15 protein-coding genes are annotated in these 15,406 nt (G+C 45.3%); 12 read left to right on the top strand and 3 right to left on the bottom strand.

The window, feature by feature from the left end; all coding sequences use genetic code 11:
• Positions 1 to 549: 549 nt before the first annotated feature.
• The 11 genes from D469_RS0107815 (at position 550) to D469_RS0107765 (ending at position 11,194) form a co-directional block, all read left to right on the top strand.
• Positions 550 to 873 carry a P-II family nitrogen regulator gene (locus D469_RS0107815; RefSeq protein ID WP_018922832.1) on the top strand — a complete coding sequence of 108 codons (324 nt, stop codon included), beginning with the start codon at positions 550 to 552 and terminating at the stop codon, positions 871 to 873.
• A 251-nt stretch (positions 874 to 1,124) separates the two neighbouring features.
• The gene (locus D469_RS0107810; protein WP_018922831.1) at positions 1,125 to 2,660 is read left to right on the top strand and encodes a potassium/proton antiporter; all 1,536 of its coding nucleotides are present in this window, start codon (positions 1,125 to 1,127) and stop codon (positions 2,658 to 2,660) included.
• The gene (locus D469_RS0107805; RefSeq protein WP_018922830.1) at positions 2,641 to 3,168 is read left to right on the top strand and encodes a MogA/MoaB family molybdenum cofactor biosynthesis protein; all 528 of its coding nucleotides are present in this window, start codon (positions 2,641 to 2,643) and stop codon (positions 3,166 to 3,168) included. The genes D469_RS0107810 and D469_RS0107805 overlap by 20 nt, the downstream gene beginning before the upstream one ends.
• A gap of 130 nt (positions 3,169 to 3,298) precedes the next feature.
• Complete coding sequence (locus D469_RS0107800; RefSeq protein ID WP_018922829.1) at positions 3,299 to 3,859, top strand: sugar O-acetyltransferase; 561 nt, start codon at positions 3,299 to 3,301, stop codon at positions 3,857 to 3,859.
• Positions 3,860 to 4,007: 148 nt separating this feature from the next.
• The gene (locus tag D469_RS0107795) at positions 4,008 to 4,478 is read left to right on the top strand and encodes a hypothetical protein (protein WP_018922828.1); all 471 of its coding nucleotides are present in this window, start codon (positions 4,008 to 4,010) and stop codon (positions 4,476 to 4,478) included.
• 98 nt (positions 4,479 to 4,576) lie between these two features.
• Positions 4,577 to 5,572: a LacI family DNA-binding transcriptional regulator gene (locus D469_RS0107790; protein ID WP_018922827.1), complete on the top strand. Its 996-nt coding sequence runs from the start codon at positions 4,577 to 4,579 to the stop codon at positions 5,570 to 5,572.
• Between the two features lie 125 nt (positions 5,573 to 5,697).
• Entirely contained in the window at positions 5,698 to 7,122 is a 1,425-nt protein-coding gene (locus D469_RS0107785) for an ABC transporter substrate-binding protein (RefSeq protein ID WP_018922826.1), read from the top strand.
• A 68-nt stretch (positions 7,123 to 7,190) separates the two neighbouring features.
• Positions 7,191 to 8,156, top strand: a complete 966-nt coding sequence (locus D469_RS0107780) for a carbohydrate ABC transporter permease (RefSeq protein WP_018922825.1) — start codon at positions 7,191 to 7,193, stop codon at positions 8,154 to 8,156.
• 6 nt (positions 8,157 to 8,162) lie between these two features.
• A complete protein-coding gene (locus D469_RS0107775) occupies positions 8,163 to 9,017 on the top strand; it encodes a carbohydrate ABC transporter permease (RefSeq protein WP_018922824.1) in 855 nt (284 codons plus the stop codon).
• Positions 9,018 to 9,055: 38 nt separating this feature from the next.
• A complete protein-coding gene (locus D469_RS0107770; RefSeq protein WP_018922823.1) occupies positions 9,056 to 10,546 on the top strand; it encodes a glycoside hydrolase family 32 protein in 1,491 nt (496 codons plus the stop codon).
• Positions 10,547 to 10,570: 24 nt separating this feature from the next.
• Positions 10,571 to 11,194 (top strand): YesL family protein, encoded by a 624-nt coding sequence (locus tag D469_RS0107765; protein ID WP_018922822.1) that lies wholly within the window; start codon positions 10,571 to 10,573, stop codon positions 11,192 to 11,194.
• A gap of 68 nt (positions 11,195 to 11,262) precedes the next feature.
• Here D469_RS0107765 and D469_RS0107760 read toward each other — a convergent pair whose 3' ends face one another.
• From D469_RS0107760 to D469_RS0107750, 3 genes are read right to left on the bottom strand one after another with little or no spacing between them, the layout of a single operon-like run.
• Positions 11,263 to 12,495: a DUF4129 domain-containing protein gene (locus tag D469_RS0107760; RefSeq protein WP_018922821.1), complete on the bottom strand. Its 1,233-nt coding sequence runs from the start codon at positions 12,493 to 12,495 to the stop codon at positions 11,263 to 11,265.
• Entirely contained in the window at positions 12,492 to 13,658 is a 1,167-nt protein-coding gene (locus tag D469_RS0107755) for a DUF58 domain-containing protein (RefSeq protein ID WP_018922820.1), read from the bottom strand. The genes D469_RS0107760 and D469_RS0107755 overlap by 4 nt, the downstream gene beginning before the upstream one ends.
• Positions 13,658 to 14,605 (bottom strand): AAA family ATPase, encoded by a 948-nt coding sequence (locus D469_RS0107750; RefSeq protein ID WP_018922819.1) that lies wholly within the window; start codon positions 14,603 to 14,605, stop codon positions 13,658 to 13,660. Before D469_RS0107750 ends, D469_RS0107755 begins: the two co-directional genes overlap by 1 nt.
• Before the next feature lie 349 nt (positions 14,606 to 14,954).
• Between D469_RS0107750 and D469_RS0107745 the strand changes: the two genes are divergently transcribed.
• The gene (locus D469_RS0107745; protein ID WP_018922818.1) at positions 14,955 to 15,134 is read left to right on the top strand and encodes a CsbD family protein; all 180 of its coding nucleotides are present in this window, start codon (positions 14,955 to 14,957) and stop codon (positions 15,132 to 15,134) included.
• The last annotated feature ends 272 nt before the right edge of the window (positions 15,135 to 15,406 follow it).

Genomic DNA, 15,406 nt, shown 5'->3' with positions numbered 1-15,406 from the left:
CATTTTTTAATGTTTTGAATCAATTTCATAATGACGTTTTATGAGCAATAAAACGAATACTATCTATTTGTTTTTTATTTAGTATACGGAATTTCAAAAGTGACTGAAATGTAAGACGGCGACTCCCAGAGGATAAAGCGCAGTCTGAAGATTCACTTTTTCGAGGGTTTTGACATCGAAGAAGGTAGCTGAAGACAAGCTCTCGGGAAAGCTTCCGTCTGAAGTGAAGGTCACATTCATTAGTCGGATTTGAACAACTTATTTTGAATGATGAAATTGATTCTTTTACAAAGGCTTTTGAGAGAGCTCTATTATTTATGGATATGACATACTGTAAGTTTTCAATGGCTTCTATGTATGAAAGGTGAAAGGAGAACCCCTCACTAACTCTCCTTTTCAACGGTCACGGTGGTAACGTACCCCTTCTTACTATTAAGCAGGTCCCTGTTCAATCTTTACGGAGATAAATAAACTTGATTAACACGATAGACTTATGGGAAATAAGGAGGAGTAGGTGATAGAGAAACACATTTTTGAGGGGGACTACACATGCAATACGATAATTTAAAAATGGTGGTAACTATCGTAAAAGAAGATAAAGCAAAAGAAGTCTTAGCAGCGTTTGAAAACATAGGCGTGCAGGGGTGGTCAGTCACAAGAGGAAGAGGACAAGGAGAGCATGCAGAAGGAAAGTTTTTTGGGCAAATGGTGGTGCCGGAAAAAGAAATTATTTTTACCGTTACGAGTGAAAGCAGTGCTGCAGAAGTCATGGAAGCTGCAAATCAAGCTGGAGACCTAGAGCAGCCAGGGCAGGGCATCAGCTGTATCATTAATATCGAAGATGCATTGGGGTTAATTCAGTCGCCAGAATAAGGTTTGAGCCTATAAGGGTCAAGCTTATGGACCAATATAAAAACGTGCCTCTATGACGGTTATCTTTTCATTAGAAAAGCAGAATTCTTTCAATATTTTTTTGAAATGATAAAATAGAAAATGAAATACTCTCCTATTTTTACTTTTTTTCTGATGATACACTACGCATTTATTACATAAATATGTACTACCCTATTGTTATCAGTATAAGCTAAAAATGAATAGTGGAAACTGGTTCAGGAGGCACACGCATGATATTGGATTCATTTGGGATAGACTCATTTATATTACTTGGCGCCCTCCTTTTAATCAGCGGTGTTGTGGTTGCAAAATTCTCTAACCGGCTCGGTGTACCCTCACTTGTTCTGTTTATTCTTGTCGGCATGCTGATGGGCAGTGACGGATTAGGGGTTATTCACTTCGGTGACGCTGAAGTAGCTCAGCTTATCGGTATTATTGCCTTGGTGATCATTTTGTTTGAAGGGGGTCTTCAAACAAAATGGACAACGGTTAAGTCTGTGGCCGCCCCGTCATTACTTCTTGCTACATTAGGGGTCTTGCTTACTTCTGCGATTGTTGCTCTCGGAGCCCACCTTATTTTTGATATCACCTGGCTGGAAGCATTCCTATTTGGGGCTATCGTTGGTTCAACAGATGCGGCAGCTGTCTTTGCTGCGTTAAAAGAACGAAATATTAAAGTCAAGCTTGGAGCCACTCTGGAAGCGGAGTCCGGAACGAACGATCCGATGGCTGTTTTTCTTACGCTTTCATTTATTGAGTTGATTTTAAGAGACGAGATGAGTATCTGGCTGCTTTTACCAAACTTTTTTTGGCAGATGGGCTTAGGTCTTCTCCTTGGCCTCATGTTAGGAAAAGTTGCTTCTGCTTCTATTAATCGGATTAACTTGGATTCGAGTGGGTTGTACCCGATCTTTTCCGTTGCCTTTGCACTTCTAACCTACAGTATTACTGCATTCTTGGAAGGGAGCGGGTTTCTCGCTGTCTATGTGGCCGCTCTTGTGATCGGTAATTCAGAACTTACGTATCGATACGCCATCTTCCAGTTCAATGAAGGTTTTGCCTGGATGGCGCAGATCTCGATGTTTATTATTTTGGGGCTGCTCGTGTTTCCTGGTCAACTCTTTACGCTTGACGTGATTATTAATGGGGTGCTGCTTTCAGTCGTCTTGATGTTTCTTGCTCGCCCCATTGCTGTGTTTGTGTCTACCCTTGGGCTGAAATATTCACTAAAAGAAAAAGCTTTTGTGTCTTGGGCCGGCTTGCGCGGAGCGGTGCCGATTGTATTAGCCACTTTCCCGATTGTAGCTGGACTGGAAAACAGCCAATTATTTTTTAACGTCGTTTTTTTCATTGTGCTTACGTCGGCTTTAGTGCAAGGGGCCACGATTTCACAGCTTGCTAAAACGTTAAAGTTAACAGGCCCGAAAAAAGAAACGCCCCATCATTCAATTGAGTTGATCTCAATGGGTAAAGCCAATGCGGAAATGATACAATTCAAGGTGAGTGAAGATAAAGCGGTGGTTGGGCAAAAACTCCATGAAATCCCGTTTCCGCAAAAATCAAGTATTGCAGCGATTGTCCGCAATGATGAGTTGATTACACCTTATGGAGATATTACGATTGAAGCAGAAGATTTTCTTTACATTTTAGTAGCGAGGCGAAAACATGAGGAGTTGAAAAAAGTCTTAAACAAGAAGCATGAAGCCTATAAAAAAGAAAAGAAGGAAAAGAAAGAAGGAGGAACTGATGGCAGTACACGAGCATAAAGAAGAAGCGCCAGAGCTTGTGCGCTGTGATGTAATAACTGTTTCTGACTCTCGTACGTTGGAGACTGACAAAAGCGGAAAGTTAATGCTTTCTTTACTTGAGGAAGAGGGTCTAAAGGTGTTGGACCGGACGATTGTGCCAGATGAGATGGAAAAAATTCAACGTTCCGTTCAGCAATCGCTTGAAAATGAAATGGTGGATGTGGTTCTGCTTAATGGAGGAACAGGGATTAGTGAGCGGGATGTAACGATTGAAGCCGTGCAACCCCTTATTCACAAGGAAATCCCCGGTTTTGGCGAACTTTTTCGCTATTTAAGCTATAGTGAAGACATCGGTTCTGCTGCCCTGATGAGCCGGGCCTTGGCCGGCACGAAAGCAGGGAAAGCTATCTTTTGCACGCCGGGATCTTCCGGGGCGGTCCGGTTGGCAATGACGCGTTTGATTTTGCCTGAGCTTCGCCATATTAAGCGGGAGCTATGGAAAGACCGCCATGTAGACGAAAGGTAGCAGACTTCGGCTAATTACACAGGTGAAGAGGCACATGAAATAAGCGTATGGGGAGACTCTCATACGCTTTTTCCATGTGGCAAGCCAGTTAAGGAAGTCACCAATTTATAGTAGCAAAGGAGAAACAATGATGAAAACGGAGAAAGAGAAAATGTTAGCCGGGGAATTATATCGACCCGATGACCCTGAGCTCATAAACGAAAGAGAGGAAGCGCGGCGCCTCGTCCGGTTATTTAATCAAACGTTAGAGACAGAAGTAAGCAAACGTACTGAACTCTTAGGAAAACTATTTGGTTCGTTGGGAAAAAATGCATACGTAGAACCTACATTTCGCTGTGATTACGGGTATAACATTCACGTCGGAGACAATTTCTTTGCTAATTTTGATTGTGTCTTTTTAGACGTTTGCGACATACGGATGGGAGAAAATTGCCTAATGGGTCCAGGCGTTCACATTTACACAGCTACGCACCCTCTGCAACCAGTGGAAAGAGCAGGTGGAGCAGAATATGGAAGACCTGTCACCATTGAAAATAATGTCTGGATTGGCGGAGGGGCGATTATAAACCCGGGTGTGGCAATCGGGGACAATGCCGTTATTGCTTCAGGAGCGGTCGTGACAAAAAATGTGCCGGATAATGTGATAGTGGGGGGAAATCCCGCACGTCTGATCAAGGATATTGAAGCTTAACGCAGCGTAAGTAGGGGCGAGAGATATAATTCAGAAGTAAACAGCACAAACTTTATATGAAGGAATAAACGTTTCTTCATAATGTATGGCTTATTTACTTATTAAAGTGGGAATAGGGGGATAGACTGGAGGCAAAGGAGAGAGAAAAATGATAGACCAAGCCCCTGCTCACACCTTAAAAAAACGCCTCTTTTTCGGCCTGCTCGCTGGTACTGCAGCCAGTATCATTTATGGGTTGTATCTGCAGATGGCAGGCATGGTGGCTTCAGCCGGTTTTGCAGTCGGGGAAGGGTTGCTCTTCTTTTCCTGGATGATTCACTTACTTGTGAGCTGGAATATTGGCCTTGGTTTTGCCCTGCTTACATATATTACGCGCAAATTTTACATACTTGCAGGTTTTTACGGGGTACTTTTGTGGGGCGTTCTGCCTCTGCAGCTTTTTCCAATCGGAATGGGTGCGGGACTGGAATTGGAAGGCTTGCTCGCTTCACAGCAAGTAAATACGTTATTTGTCTATCTTTCTTTTGCGTTCGTGGTAGCTGTATTTTATGAGCGCTTGGTCTATTGGGAGGAGGCCAGTAAAACCCCACCGCCTCCCAAAGACAGAAAAGTTATCTAAAAATTATTGACATTTTAAAATGAAAGCGATAACATATATTTAACGGGTAATCGTTTACGTAAACGATTTAATACCTGATATTGAAATGAGGAACTTATATGTCATCGATTAAAGAAGTTGCCAAAGAAGCTAATGTATCTACCGCTACAGTTTCACACGTGTTAAACGAAACACGCTATGTTGCAGAAGAAACGAAGATGAAAGTGTATGCTGCGATGCAGCGCTTGAACTATCAACCAAACAGGGTGGCACGAAGCTTGAGGAGCCGGAAGTCTTATACGATAGGTTTAATTGTACCGCTCGTAGCAGACGACACTTCCAATTTTTTCTTTATGTCAATTGCCAACAGCATCGAAAAGTATTTGAAAGAAAAAGGCTATAATTTAATATTAAGTAATTCTGATGAACAGTTTGAAACGGAAAGAGAACAGGTAGAAGTATTTAATGCCCAGTTTATAGATGGATTGATTATGGCACCAGTTAACGGGGCAGGAAAGAACTATGAGGACGCTTTTAGCGAAGATTATCCGGTTGTGTTTATTGACCGTAAGCCAAAGAGCTGGGGAGGAGACACTGTTCTCGTCAACAATTACCAGGCTACGTTTGAAGCGGTGAGTGCGTTAGTTGCTAAAGGGCATGAACAAATTGGACTGATTTCAGGGACGCTGGGCATTACGACAAGCAATGACCGCCTGGAAGGCTATAAAGCCGCTCTTATGCATCACCACCTTTCCATAAACAATGAACTTATCCGCGAAGCACCGGCTACACTGAATGATGGCTACCGTCTGACGGCTGAACTGTACAATAAAGGGGTTACTGCGATTTTCATCGCCAATAACGTTATGACCATGGGAGCGGTGTCCTATCTGCAGGAGCACCGTGTGCCGATTCCTGATCAAATCGCTATTATCGGATACGATGATTATGACTGGATGCGCATCGTTTCGCCCCCTTTGTCGGTGGTGCGCCAACCGGCTCACGAGATTGGGAAAGCAGCAGTCAACCAATTGCTTAAGCGAATTCACGGAGATCAAGCTTCAGCTTATGAAGAATGGTTGGAGGCCGAACTCGTAATAAGAGGCTCCATTTAACGAGCCTTTTCTTATACACTTTACGTAAACGATTACGTAATCGTTTACTAGCTTAAGGAGGGGTGATCTTAAACGATGGTTTAATTGCACTTGGATTAATTTATATTTAGTTAGGGGGAGTAAACGTGAAGAAATTTCCTGCTTTTATTGTAAGTTCAACTCTTTTAGTAATACTTGCAGCCTGTGCGGAGGGCGGAGATGACGGTGAAGAAGCTCTGCCGGAGGAGCCGGCGGCATCAGAAGAGACCGAGGATACAGAAGGTACAGCAGAGCCGGAAGAGTCAGAAGATTCAGAGGGTAATGAGGAAGAAGGAAGCGGTGATGAAGTAGAAACCGGTGCTGTCGACACCGACACCGAAGCGACTGGTGACGAGGAAACGGTCTTAGAATTTTGGATCCATCAGACAGGTGAAGAGGAGACCGAAGCTTATATTGAACGAATTGACGCTTTTAACGAAGAACATGACGACATTTACGTAGATGCTGAGGTAATTATTGACGATGGAGCAAGTGCCTACAGCGACAGTATTAACGCAGCTCTCGTTGCCGGGAACTTGCCGGACATTATGGCGGTGGATGGTCCATATGTTGCAGCGTTTGCCGAGTCCGATGTTTTACAGCCGATAGATGACTATATAGACGACGAGACTATTGATGGCTATGTTGATTCCATTATCCAACAGGGAACCTACCAAGATGAACTTTACTCGCTTGGTTCAATGGAAGCTTCCGTCCTGCTTTATTATAACAAAGACCTATTAGAGGAGCATGGAATTGAACCAGCCCATTCTCTCGATGAAGCGTGGACATGGAAAGAACTTCACGAAAATGCTCAGGAACTTACCACAGAGGATTACTATGGCTTGAATCTCTTTATGAATGAAGGTGTAGGTGAATGGCTGACCTTCATGGGAGCCCCGTTTATTTGGTCAAATGGCGGAGAACTCATTTCTGAAGATGGAACAGAAGTAGAAGGTTATTTAAATGCTGAAGAAAGCCTGGAAGCTTTCGAGTATATTCAAACCCTTTTTGAAGATGGTGTTGTTTCCGAAAGTCCTCCTGAGACCCAATTTCAAGAAGGCGAAGCAGCTATGGCACTGGGAGGCCCATGGGTTGGCGGTATGGCAGATGATGCCGGGCTTAATTGGGGCATTATGCCGTACCCTTATGCTGATGAAAAATACTCACCTTCCGGAAGCATGGCATACGGGGTAACGTCTAACTCCGAACATCCTGAAGAAGCAGCTGAATTGATGAAGTGGATGACAAATAAAGAGTCCACGATCAGGGTGGCCGAAGCAACCGGCATGCCTCCTGCCCAGGAAGCTGCCTTTGAAGAGCTGGACCGCTTTGATGATCTGCCATGGAGCATTATGGAAGAACAAGTCGTAGAAACTGCAAAAGCACGCCCTTCCACACCGGCGTATCCAGTTCTCACCGACGCTTTTGCCGAAACTTTTCATGCCGCGGCTTTAGGTGAAGACTATGAAAGCGTAGCTAACCAACAAATTCAACGGGTAGAACGAGAATTGCGCAGGTTTCAAGACTAGGGGCATATGCTTTGCCCCTTCTTTACATAGGTTCTGCGCAGCAGGACCGGTGAACAGGAGGTGCAGTGATGGATAGTTTGAAAAAACAGGAAGAAGCCGAAGTCTATCCGAAAGAGCCTAAACCAGGCCGTAAGCCGAAACAACAAAGAAAGAAGGGGCTCTCTGCCAAAAGAAGAGAAGCCCTCACCGGCTATTTTTTCCTATCGCCAGCTATTATCTTATTAGGAATCTTCCTCCTATATCCAATGGGAGCGGCCTTTTATTATAGTTTCACCGACTTTTATATTTTAACGCCGGATGACCGTTCATTTATTGGTTTGGATAATTTTATGTTTGTTTTCCAAGATCCCGAGTTTATTCAAGCGTTTTGGAATACGGTGTATTTTACGGTTATCGTGGTGCCGGTCCAGTTATCCGTGGCGTTGGGGCTTGCTTTATTGATTAATCGAAAGCTTAAATTTCGCGTATTTTTCCGGACTGCCTTTTTTTCACCGGTTGTCATGTCACTCGTTGTTGTTTCGATTCTTTGGACGTTTATGTATAACCCGAGTGAAGGGCTGATCAATGAAATGCTGGCCATGATAGGGATTCCGGAGCAGCCTTTTTTAACAAGCCCGGATCAAGCGATGAACTCTATTATTGCCATGTCCGTTTGGCAGGGTGCCGGCTTTCAAATGATGATTTTTCTGGCCGGGCTGCAGAATATTCCGAATCATTTGTATGAAGCGGCGGATATTGACGGAGCCAGCCCGTGGCAAAAGTTCGTTCATGTCACGCTTCCTGGTTTGCGGAATGTTTCCTTATTTATTTTTATCACGATTACAATTGCGGCTTTCAAACTGCTTGTCCAGCCAATGATTATGACGCAGGGCGGACCGCTTGGAACGACGAAATCTCTGGTTTATCACATATATGAAGCGGGCTTTGCTTATCGGGATGTCGGTTATGCATCAGCCATGGCTGTTGTTTTCACTGTTATCGTTTTAGTGATTACGATCGTGCAGCGGATATTGGTTAAGGAAGAACGGGGGTGAAGCGACATGCGTAGAAAACGAATCATTTCAAGAGTGTTTTTATACATGACATTGGTAGTCTTAACATTTGTCTTTCTTTTCCCACTGGCATGGATGATCGTTTCTTCTTTTAAGGGCGATTTGCAAATATTCAGTGACATGACTTCTCTGCAAGCGTTTCTGCCTCCATTGCCAGGTGATGTGGAAGGCCATTATTTTCAAAACTATATAGAAGCGTTTCAACGCGTGGATATCATGGGCTATATTATCAATAGTTTAATTTATACGATTGGAATTATTATTTTCGGGCTTTTGGTCAATTCCATGGCCGGTTATGCGTTGGCCAGGTTCAGATTCCCGCTCGTCGGCTTTTGGCTTGGATTGATTATCGCGACCTTGATCATTCCGCCGGAAAGCATTTTTCTTCCTTTATACGTGCTCGTTTATAACCTTGGCTGGGTGAATACGTTTACTGGATTGATTGTTCCTTTTATTGCCAATGCCTTTGCTATCTTTTTATTCAGGCAGTTTTTCATGGACTTTCCGAGTGAACTGGAAGAAGCGGCGAAAATCGATGGCTGTTCGCAGCTGGGCATCTTTTTCCGGATTATTGTGCCGCTTTCTAAACCAGTATTTGCGACCGTGGCGATCGTCTTGTTTATTAACCATTGGAACGACTTTTTATGGCCGCTTGTTGTTGCCTCTGATGAAAGCATACGCACCATTCAAATTGGGCTTCAGTACTTTATGAACGAAGAACCAGTGAGGTGGGGGCAGGTGATGGCAGCACTCACCGTAGCAACGATTCCGATGCTACTTATATTTACATTCCTGCAGCGCTATTACGTGCAAGGTTTAACCCATACAGGCTCTAAAAACTAAGTGTCCACAGAGAGGAAAAGGAAAGGGTGCTATAATCAATGACAAATGTTAGCCAGACAAAAACAGAGGACTATTACCAAGAAAGGTACCGGCCACACATTCATTTTACGCCAGAAAAAATGTGGATGAACGACCCAAATGGGCTCGTCTACTATGAAGAAGAGTACCATTTGTTTTATCAATATCATCCAGATGGCAAAGAGTGGGGGCCGATGCACTGGGGCCATGCCGTAAGCGATGACTTGTTTCATTGGCGTCATCTTCCAATCGCTCTTTTTCCAGATGAGCACGGAACCATTTTCTCGGGCAGCGTTGTCGTCGATTGGAAGGACTCGAGCGGTTTCTTTGACGGTGGTCACGGGCTGGTCGCGCTATTCACTCATCATAAAGAAGGGCTGCAGCAGCAGAGTGTGGCATATAGCGGAGACAACGGCCGCACCTGGTTGAAATATGAGGAGAATCCAGTTATTAAAAACCCAGGCAGAGCTGACTTTCGCGATCCGAAAGTGTTTTGGCACAAGGAAAGCAGCCGATGGGTGATGGTGCTTGCAACCGGACGATCCGTTATGCTCTACCAATCTGTAAACTTGCGCGACTGGTCGTTCCTGCAAGAAGTCGGTGACGGTTGGGATGTGACCGAAGGGATTTGGGAATGTCCTGATTTGTTTCCGCTCCAGCACAAGCAATCAGGTGAAACGAAATGGATTTTGCAGATTGATGTAAATGACGGGGCCTATGCGGGCGGGTCCGGAGGTATTTATTTTATCGGAGAGTTCGACGGGAAGAGCTATACGCTGGATCATAACCCTCAGGATTTTAAATGGATGGATTATGGCAAAGATTTTTACGCGGCGCAGTCTTTTTCTGACCATCCGCAAGAAGGAAAAGAAAGAATCATGATTGCCTGGATGAGCAACTGGCAGTATGCCAATGTGGTTCCAACAGATCCATGGCGTAGTGCGATGTCGCTGCCACGCCAGTTGGAACTGCACCGGATTGAAGGAGAAGAGGTGCTCGTGCAAACACCGGTATGCCAACTGGATGAAATTTGTTCCAAGAAAACTACAGAAAAGGCCCGTTTGGTTGCAGCAGGAGAAAGCTGGCGGGTAACGACAGCCGAACTGCCTCTGCGCTGGCAAGTTATCCTCGACCTGACAGAAAATAAGCGCACACGGCTAGAGTTTTTCAAGTCAGAGGGACATTCGCCCTTTCAATTCGTGATCGACACTGAGCACGAGGTGGTCTTCGTCTCGCGCAAAGCGAACGAACAGGAGCCATTTTCCAATCACTATCCAGTGGAAGTGAAGCTGCCAGAAAGCATAAAACTAAATGGCATCCTCGACCTTGATATTATCGTCGATCGTTCTTCGGTGGAAGTTTATATGGACAGTGGTAAATTTACGATCACCAATCTGGTGCTCCCGGAAACAGACGTTCATGAGGCGATTGTACTGAAGCAGGAGAAAGGCACCGTATACGGTGTGGAGTCTGTAGTGAGTGCGTTAACACAAACCTTAAAGCGTGTATAAATGAAATAAGGGAAGGCGTTACGTATGAGTGGAACAGGAGATTTCATCTATAAAGTGTGCGATTGGATTATGCGGCTGGCTGTCGCTAACCTGCTCTGGATGGGCGGAACGCTTGCTGGAGCACTTGTTTTTGGGGCTTACCCTTCGTTTGTTGCTTGCCTGGCTTTGATTCGCTGCTGGGCGGCTGGCGAGCGTCCGGTTCCGCTGCGGTTTTTTTGGAAGTCTTACAAAGCTGCTTTTGTGCAGGCCAATACAGTCCTGTTGATAAACGGGCTTTTGGTCTCGTTTCTCTTAGTCAACATTTATATTCTGTTGCACTTTGACGGTTTGCTTCAGTACGTCTTAATCAGCATCCATCTGTTCGTTTTGCTCTTTCTTTCTTACCTGCTACTTATTGCTGCTGTACCTTTAGGGAGGAATACTCAGTTGAGGGCGGCAGCTAAAGAAACCATATACCTCGCTTTTATTTCGCCGAAACGGATAGTGGTATTAGCGCTTGGGCTCTGTTTGCTTGTCATGCTGGTTCGTGCGCTGCCAGGCGTGCTGCCTCTTTTTTCGGTAAACCTAGTGGCCGCGCTGGTGATGCTCCTTTATCAAGGTGTGGGCCTTAATTGGAATAAAGGGGAACAGAAGGCGGAAGTGGTATAAATCACGCCCTGTGTTTAGTTGTTCGAATTAAACACAGGGCGTTTTTTGTGTGATCAAACGAAGAAGCATTACGCGCCGCGCTTATAGTTTTTCATATCTTGCAGCGTTTGTTTTACTGCTTGTTTATACGTCTCTTCTTCTGCTTTGGTGAGCGTCTGGCCGCCGTAGCGGACTTTACTGTAAAGGGCGATGACCGTAGTAGCAGCTTTGCTTACCTGCTTACCTGATTGTTCTCCCCATTCTTCGACCGATTGGGAAGGATCTCGAGAAAAACCATGAGCAGCATAAGCGGCTTCCACCTTGGCAAATTTACGCCGGACCATCGAATCGGTATGGAACCATGGCCGTTTTTTCTTTTGCCTCGTAACGGAAGAGCTGACGCTTCTTGTTTGTCTGGCAGAGGAAGCAAGTGCTTTAGCGGGAGCTTCCTGGCGCTGTCGTTTGGCGTAGCGCTTTAACCAACGGATTAAGAAGTAGGTAGCCGCTCCTATGATGAGTGCGGCGATTAGCCATACGAGCGCACCAGGCGGGCCAGCAGGTTCATCACCAATGTTGGCAAACAATTCAGCCTCACCGGCGCTGTCATTATTTTCTTCTTCCTGGTCTTCCACTGCCTCTTCGTCCTGGAGGCTTATGATGAAATTCACCAGATAAGAAAGAGGCAGGAGCAGGTAATACAGCCCTTGCAGAAAAAGGTGAGTTATTTGCTGAGTGACGGCAAGCACAGCTGGCCAGATCCCGTAGAGAAGGACAGCTAAACCAATGAAACCTGTGCTTACAGATACTGTCCATTTACTTTGATTCAGCGCCTCTTTTGTCGTTGTACTATAGAGCAGAGCTGTTGATATACCACGGACGAGTAGCAGGAGGATAAATTGCCCCAGCCCATAGAGAAAGAACGCTTCAGGCCATGGAAAGTAAGGATACACGAGAAAAGAAAATATCACTAAGACTAAGCTGATAAACAATATGAGAAACTCTAAGTCTTCGCTTTCTTTTTCTTCTCGCGCGATTTGGAAAGCAAATGAGGCAATCACAATAAGGAGCGTTTCTAACCAGCCCATCCCTGCTGTAAGCCCCAAGCCAAAAACGACAATAGGTGGCAGCGGCAGGAGCCAGCTTTGCTGTAGTTTTTTCAATCCCACCTGATAGGCAAAAAAACTAGCAGCAATCAAGAGCTTAAAAGGAACGACCGGTGCGAACAAACCAGCAGGTGCATACAATTGCCACACTACTAAATAAAGGAGCGTCGAAAAAAAGAGTAATTGTAAGCCTTGATAGAGAAGGGGAGCGTTTTTCATATAGTGGCTGCCTCCTTCTCCAACGTCTCAGCTTCTCGTTCGCTAGCTGGATGCGGAATAAAGGTGTGCAGGTTCGTGCCGTGTTGTTGCCAGCGGGTGAGTCTGCTTGGCTTTTTATCCTCCAGAGCGCTGTAAAATACGATTGGTTTGATACCGCTGGATTTTTCTACATGCTCTACTAACCGGTCAAATGAAGAGAGGACGCTGTTTTTCTTAATGCGCGCCAGTAGCTGAAGGGCGGCTCGTCCATGTTCTTTGCCTTGACCGGGCGGATGATGAAGAATGCCGCCGCGCGCAAATTGTAAGTTGGTATAGAACTCAAAGGTTACCCCTTTTTCCACCGCTGTTAAGATGAGATACGCCATTTCTTTAAGTTGCTGTTCAAAGCGCTCACTGTTTGTTTCCGTTACGTTCATAAACAGTGACCATTCCTGAAACTGCTGGCGTTCCACTTCCTTCGTTTGAAGAGCTTGCTGCCTGGCGGTTGCGTGCCAGTCTATGGAACGAAACGAATCGCCGTATGCGTAGTCGCGCGCGCCGATTTTTAAGAGTGGATCTTCAAAGACAGACAGTGGCATCGATTGATTACCAGGTCGTAAAAAAAGGTGGTCGGCGAGCCCTTTGCGCGGAGCAGGAATGGGGTACACACAGGCTTCATTCGTATAAGCGGCAGCAAAGGTAAGCGAGGCTTTGCCCGCGCGGATAACATCGAAGACTTCCATATGAACGGCGCGAATCTCTGTCACGCCCCGTTGGACCGTTTCAAAAGGAATGCGTACTTCATTTGTCGATTTAGGCTCAAGCGTTACAGGAAGTTCTGCATGTGCAGTCTTATCCATCGAGACTGCTCCCGCTACATTATAAACTGTACAGGTCACAGTCGCGGCGTGAAGCGGAAGGAGGCCATGGTTTTCTAAGCTGATCACAAACTCTCCGCTTTCATTTTCATAAAACCATTGTGTGCGGCGAGGATTGATGAGTTTGACATGCTGGGTTTGATAGCGAAGATACTGAAAGCTGATAAAGACAAACAGCATGAGCAAAAGTCCGAACGTAAAGAGCACAGTCGATGTAAACAGAGCTCCGCCAAGCAAGAGAAATGGAGTCATCCAGGCGAGGGCATGGTATCGTCTGGAATATGTTAAAGATGAAGGTTGAGCCATTAGTTGACCTCCGCTTCAACCGGTACTTCGACTTTTTCGAGAATAGTAGCCATCACGTCGCGTTTGGTTTGCTTAAACGAGCCTTCCAGCGTTAATACAAGCCGGTGGGCCAGGACGGGCAGAGCGAGGCGTTTCAAATCATGTGGCACTACATACGAGCGCTCATGTAAAAGGGCAAGCGCTTGGGCACTCTTCATGAAAGCGATCGTCCCGCGCGGGGAAATGCCCGTTTCCACCGAAGCATCCGTGCGCGTTGCCTGGACAATGTCTAATAAATAGGCCTCCACATCCTCTGAAAGAGTCACTTCCGCTGCCTCCTGCTGCATCGTTTTCAGCTGGGCTGGCGAAAGGACAGAGTCTACCTCATCAATAGGCTCCGCCGTGCCTCGCTGCAGCCGCAACATTTCTCTCTCTTCGTTTATGTCAGGGTACCCTGAGTCAATCACCATTAAGAAACGATCCAGTTGTGCCTCTGGCAGAGAAAAGGTGCCTTGCCCGCTTTCAATCGGGTTCTGGGTGGCGAAAACGAAGAACGGATCTGGGAGTGGATACGTTTTCCCATCGATAGTCATCTGCCGTTCTTCCATCACTTCCAACAGACTTGATTGCGTGCGCGGGGTGGCGCGGTTGATTTCATCAGCAAGGAGCAGGTTGCACGTTACGGGACCGAACTTCACTTCAAATTCATTCGTCTTCTGATTGTAAAATTGAATGCCTGTTACATCACCCGGCAAGAGGTCCGGGGTGAATTGGATGCGGCTGAAATCTGTATCCAGGATGCGCGCGAGCGTTTTAACAAACATGGTTTTTCCAGTGCCGGGCACATCTTCGAACAAGACATGGCCGCTGCTCACCAGCGCAGCCATCACCAACTCGGTCATCTGTTCTTTACCAATTAAGACTTTTCTGATTTCTTCTTGCACAGTTGTAAGCGGAGAAGCTTCCATTGTTTAGACCCCTTTTTATGTAAGACATCTCTGTGTTCAAATTCCTAATTATTATACTATAAATTGACATTTTAACCAATCAGCACGGTGGTCGCGGGGACTATACATAGTGGTCCAGAGTGTAGAGGGAGGAAACTGTCCAGGATTTTGTCGAAAGCGTACGAGAATCTTGTCGAAACGTCCAAATTTCTTGAAAAACGTATTAAATTACGCTGAAAACGTCCAAGTAACATGACATTTCAATAAATGGAAAATGAAGTAAAACTTCCATCGCCTGAGCAGCTCTGATGTTTAAACAAGCATTCGAGTGGTAATTAGAATTCACAAATTCTTTTTGTGAGGTGAAAAAATGGCTGAAAATAAAGAATGGAGCGACAAAGTAAAAAGTAAAGTGAACAAAGCAAAAGGCGAGACTAAAGAACAGGTCGGAAACGCAATAGAAGATAAAGATATGGAACGAGAGGGTAAGAAAAAGAAGACAGAAAGCAAGTGGCAAAACAAAAAAAGTGAGTTCAAAAATAACTGGTAAGAAAGAACGGTGAGAGTACGCGCCCGTTTTATTAGTACAGCCGGCATGTGTTTAGCAGAAGTCTAAGCACATGCTGTTTTTGCAGGAAATTGTGGTCGGAGTAGAGAATTATATAGGATATAGCCCGTTTAGAAAAGAAATCGAAGTTATGTAGAGTAGATGAGTGGGAAAAGTTACATAACGTATCGGTTGATGTAATGGTTGTTTTAAAAGCAGTAGCTGTAGCTCGAAGCATGCAAACGATGTAGAAAAACTAATGGAGCATCGGGTAT

It is taken from the genome of Salsuginibacillus kocurii DSM 18087 (assembly GCF_000377705.1).
Taxonomy (GTDB): Bacteria; Bacillota; Bacilli; order Bacillales; family Marinococcaceae; genus Salsuginibacillus; species Salsuginibacillus kocurii.
The sequence above is the reverse complement of the archived record's forward strand: the minus strand, read 5'-3'. Positions and strand labels throughout refer to the sequence as shown.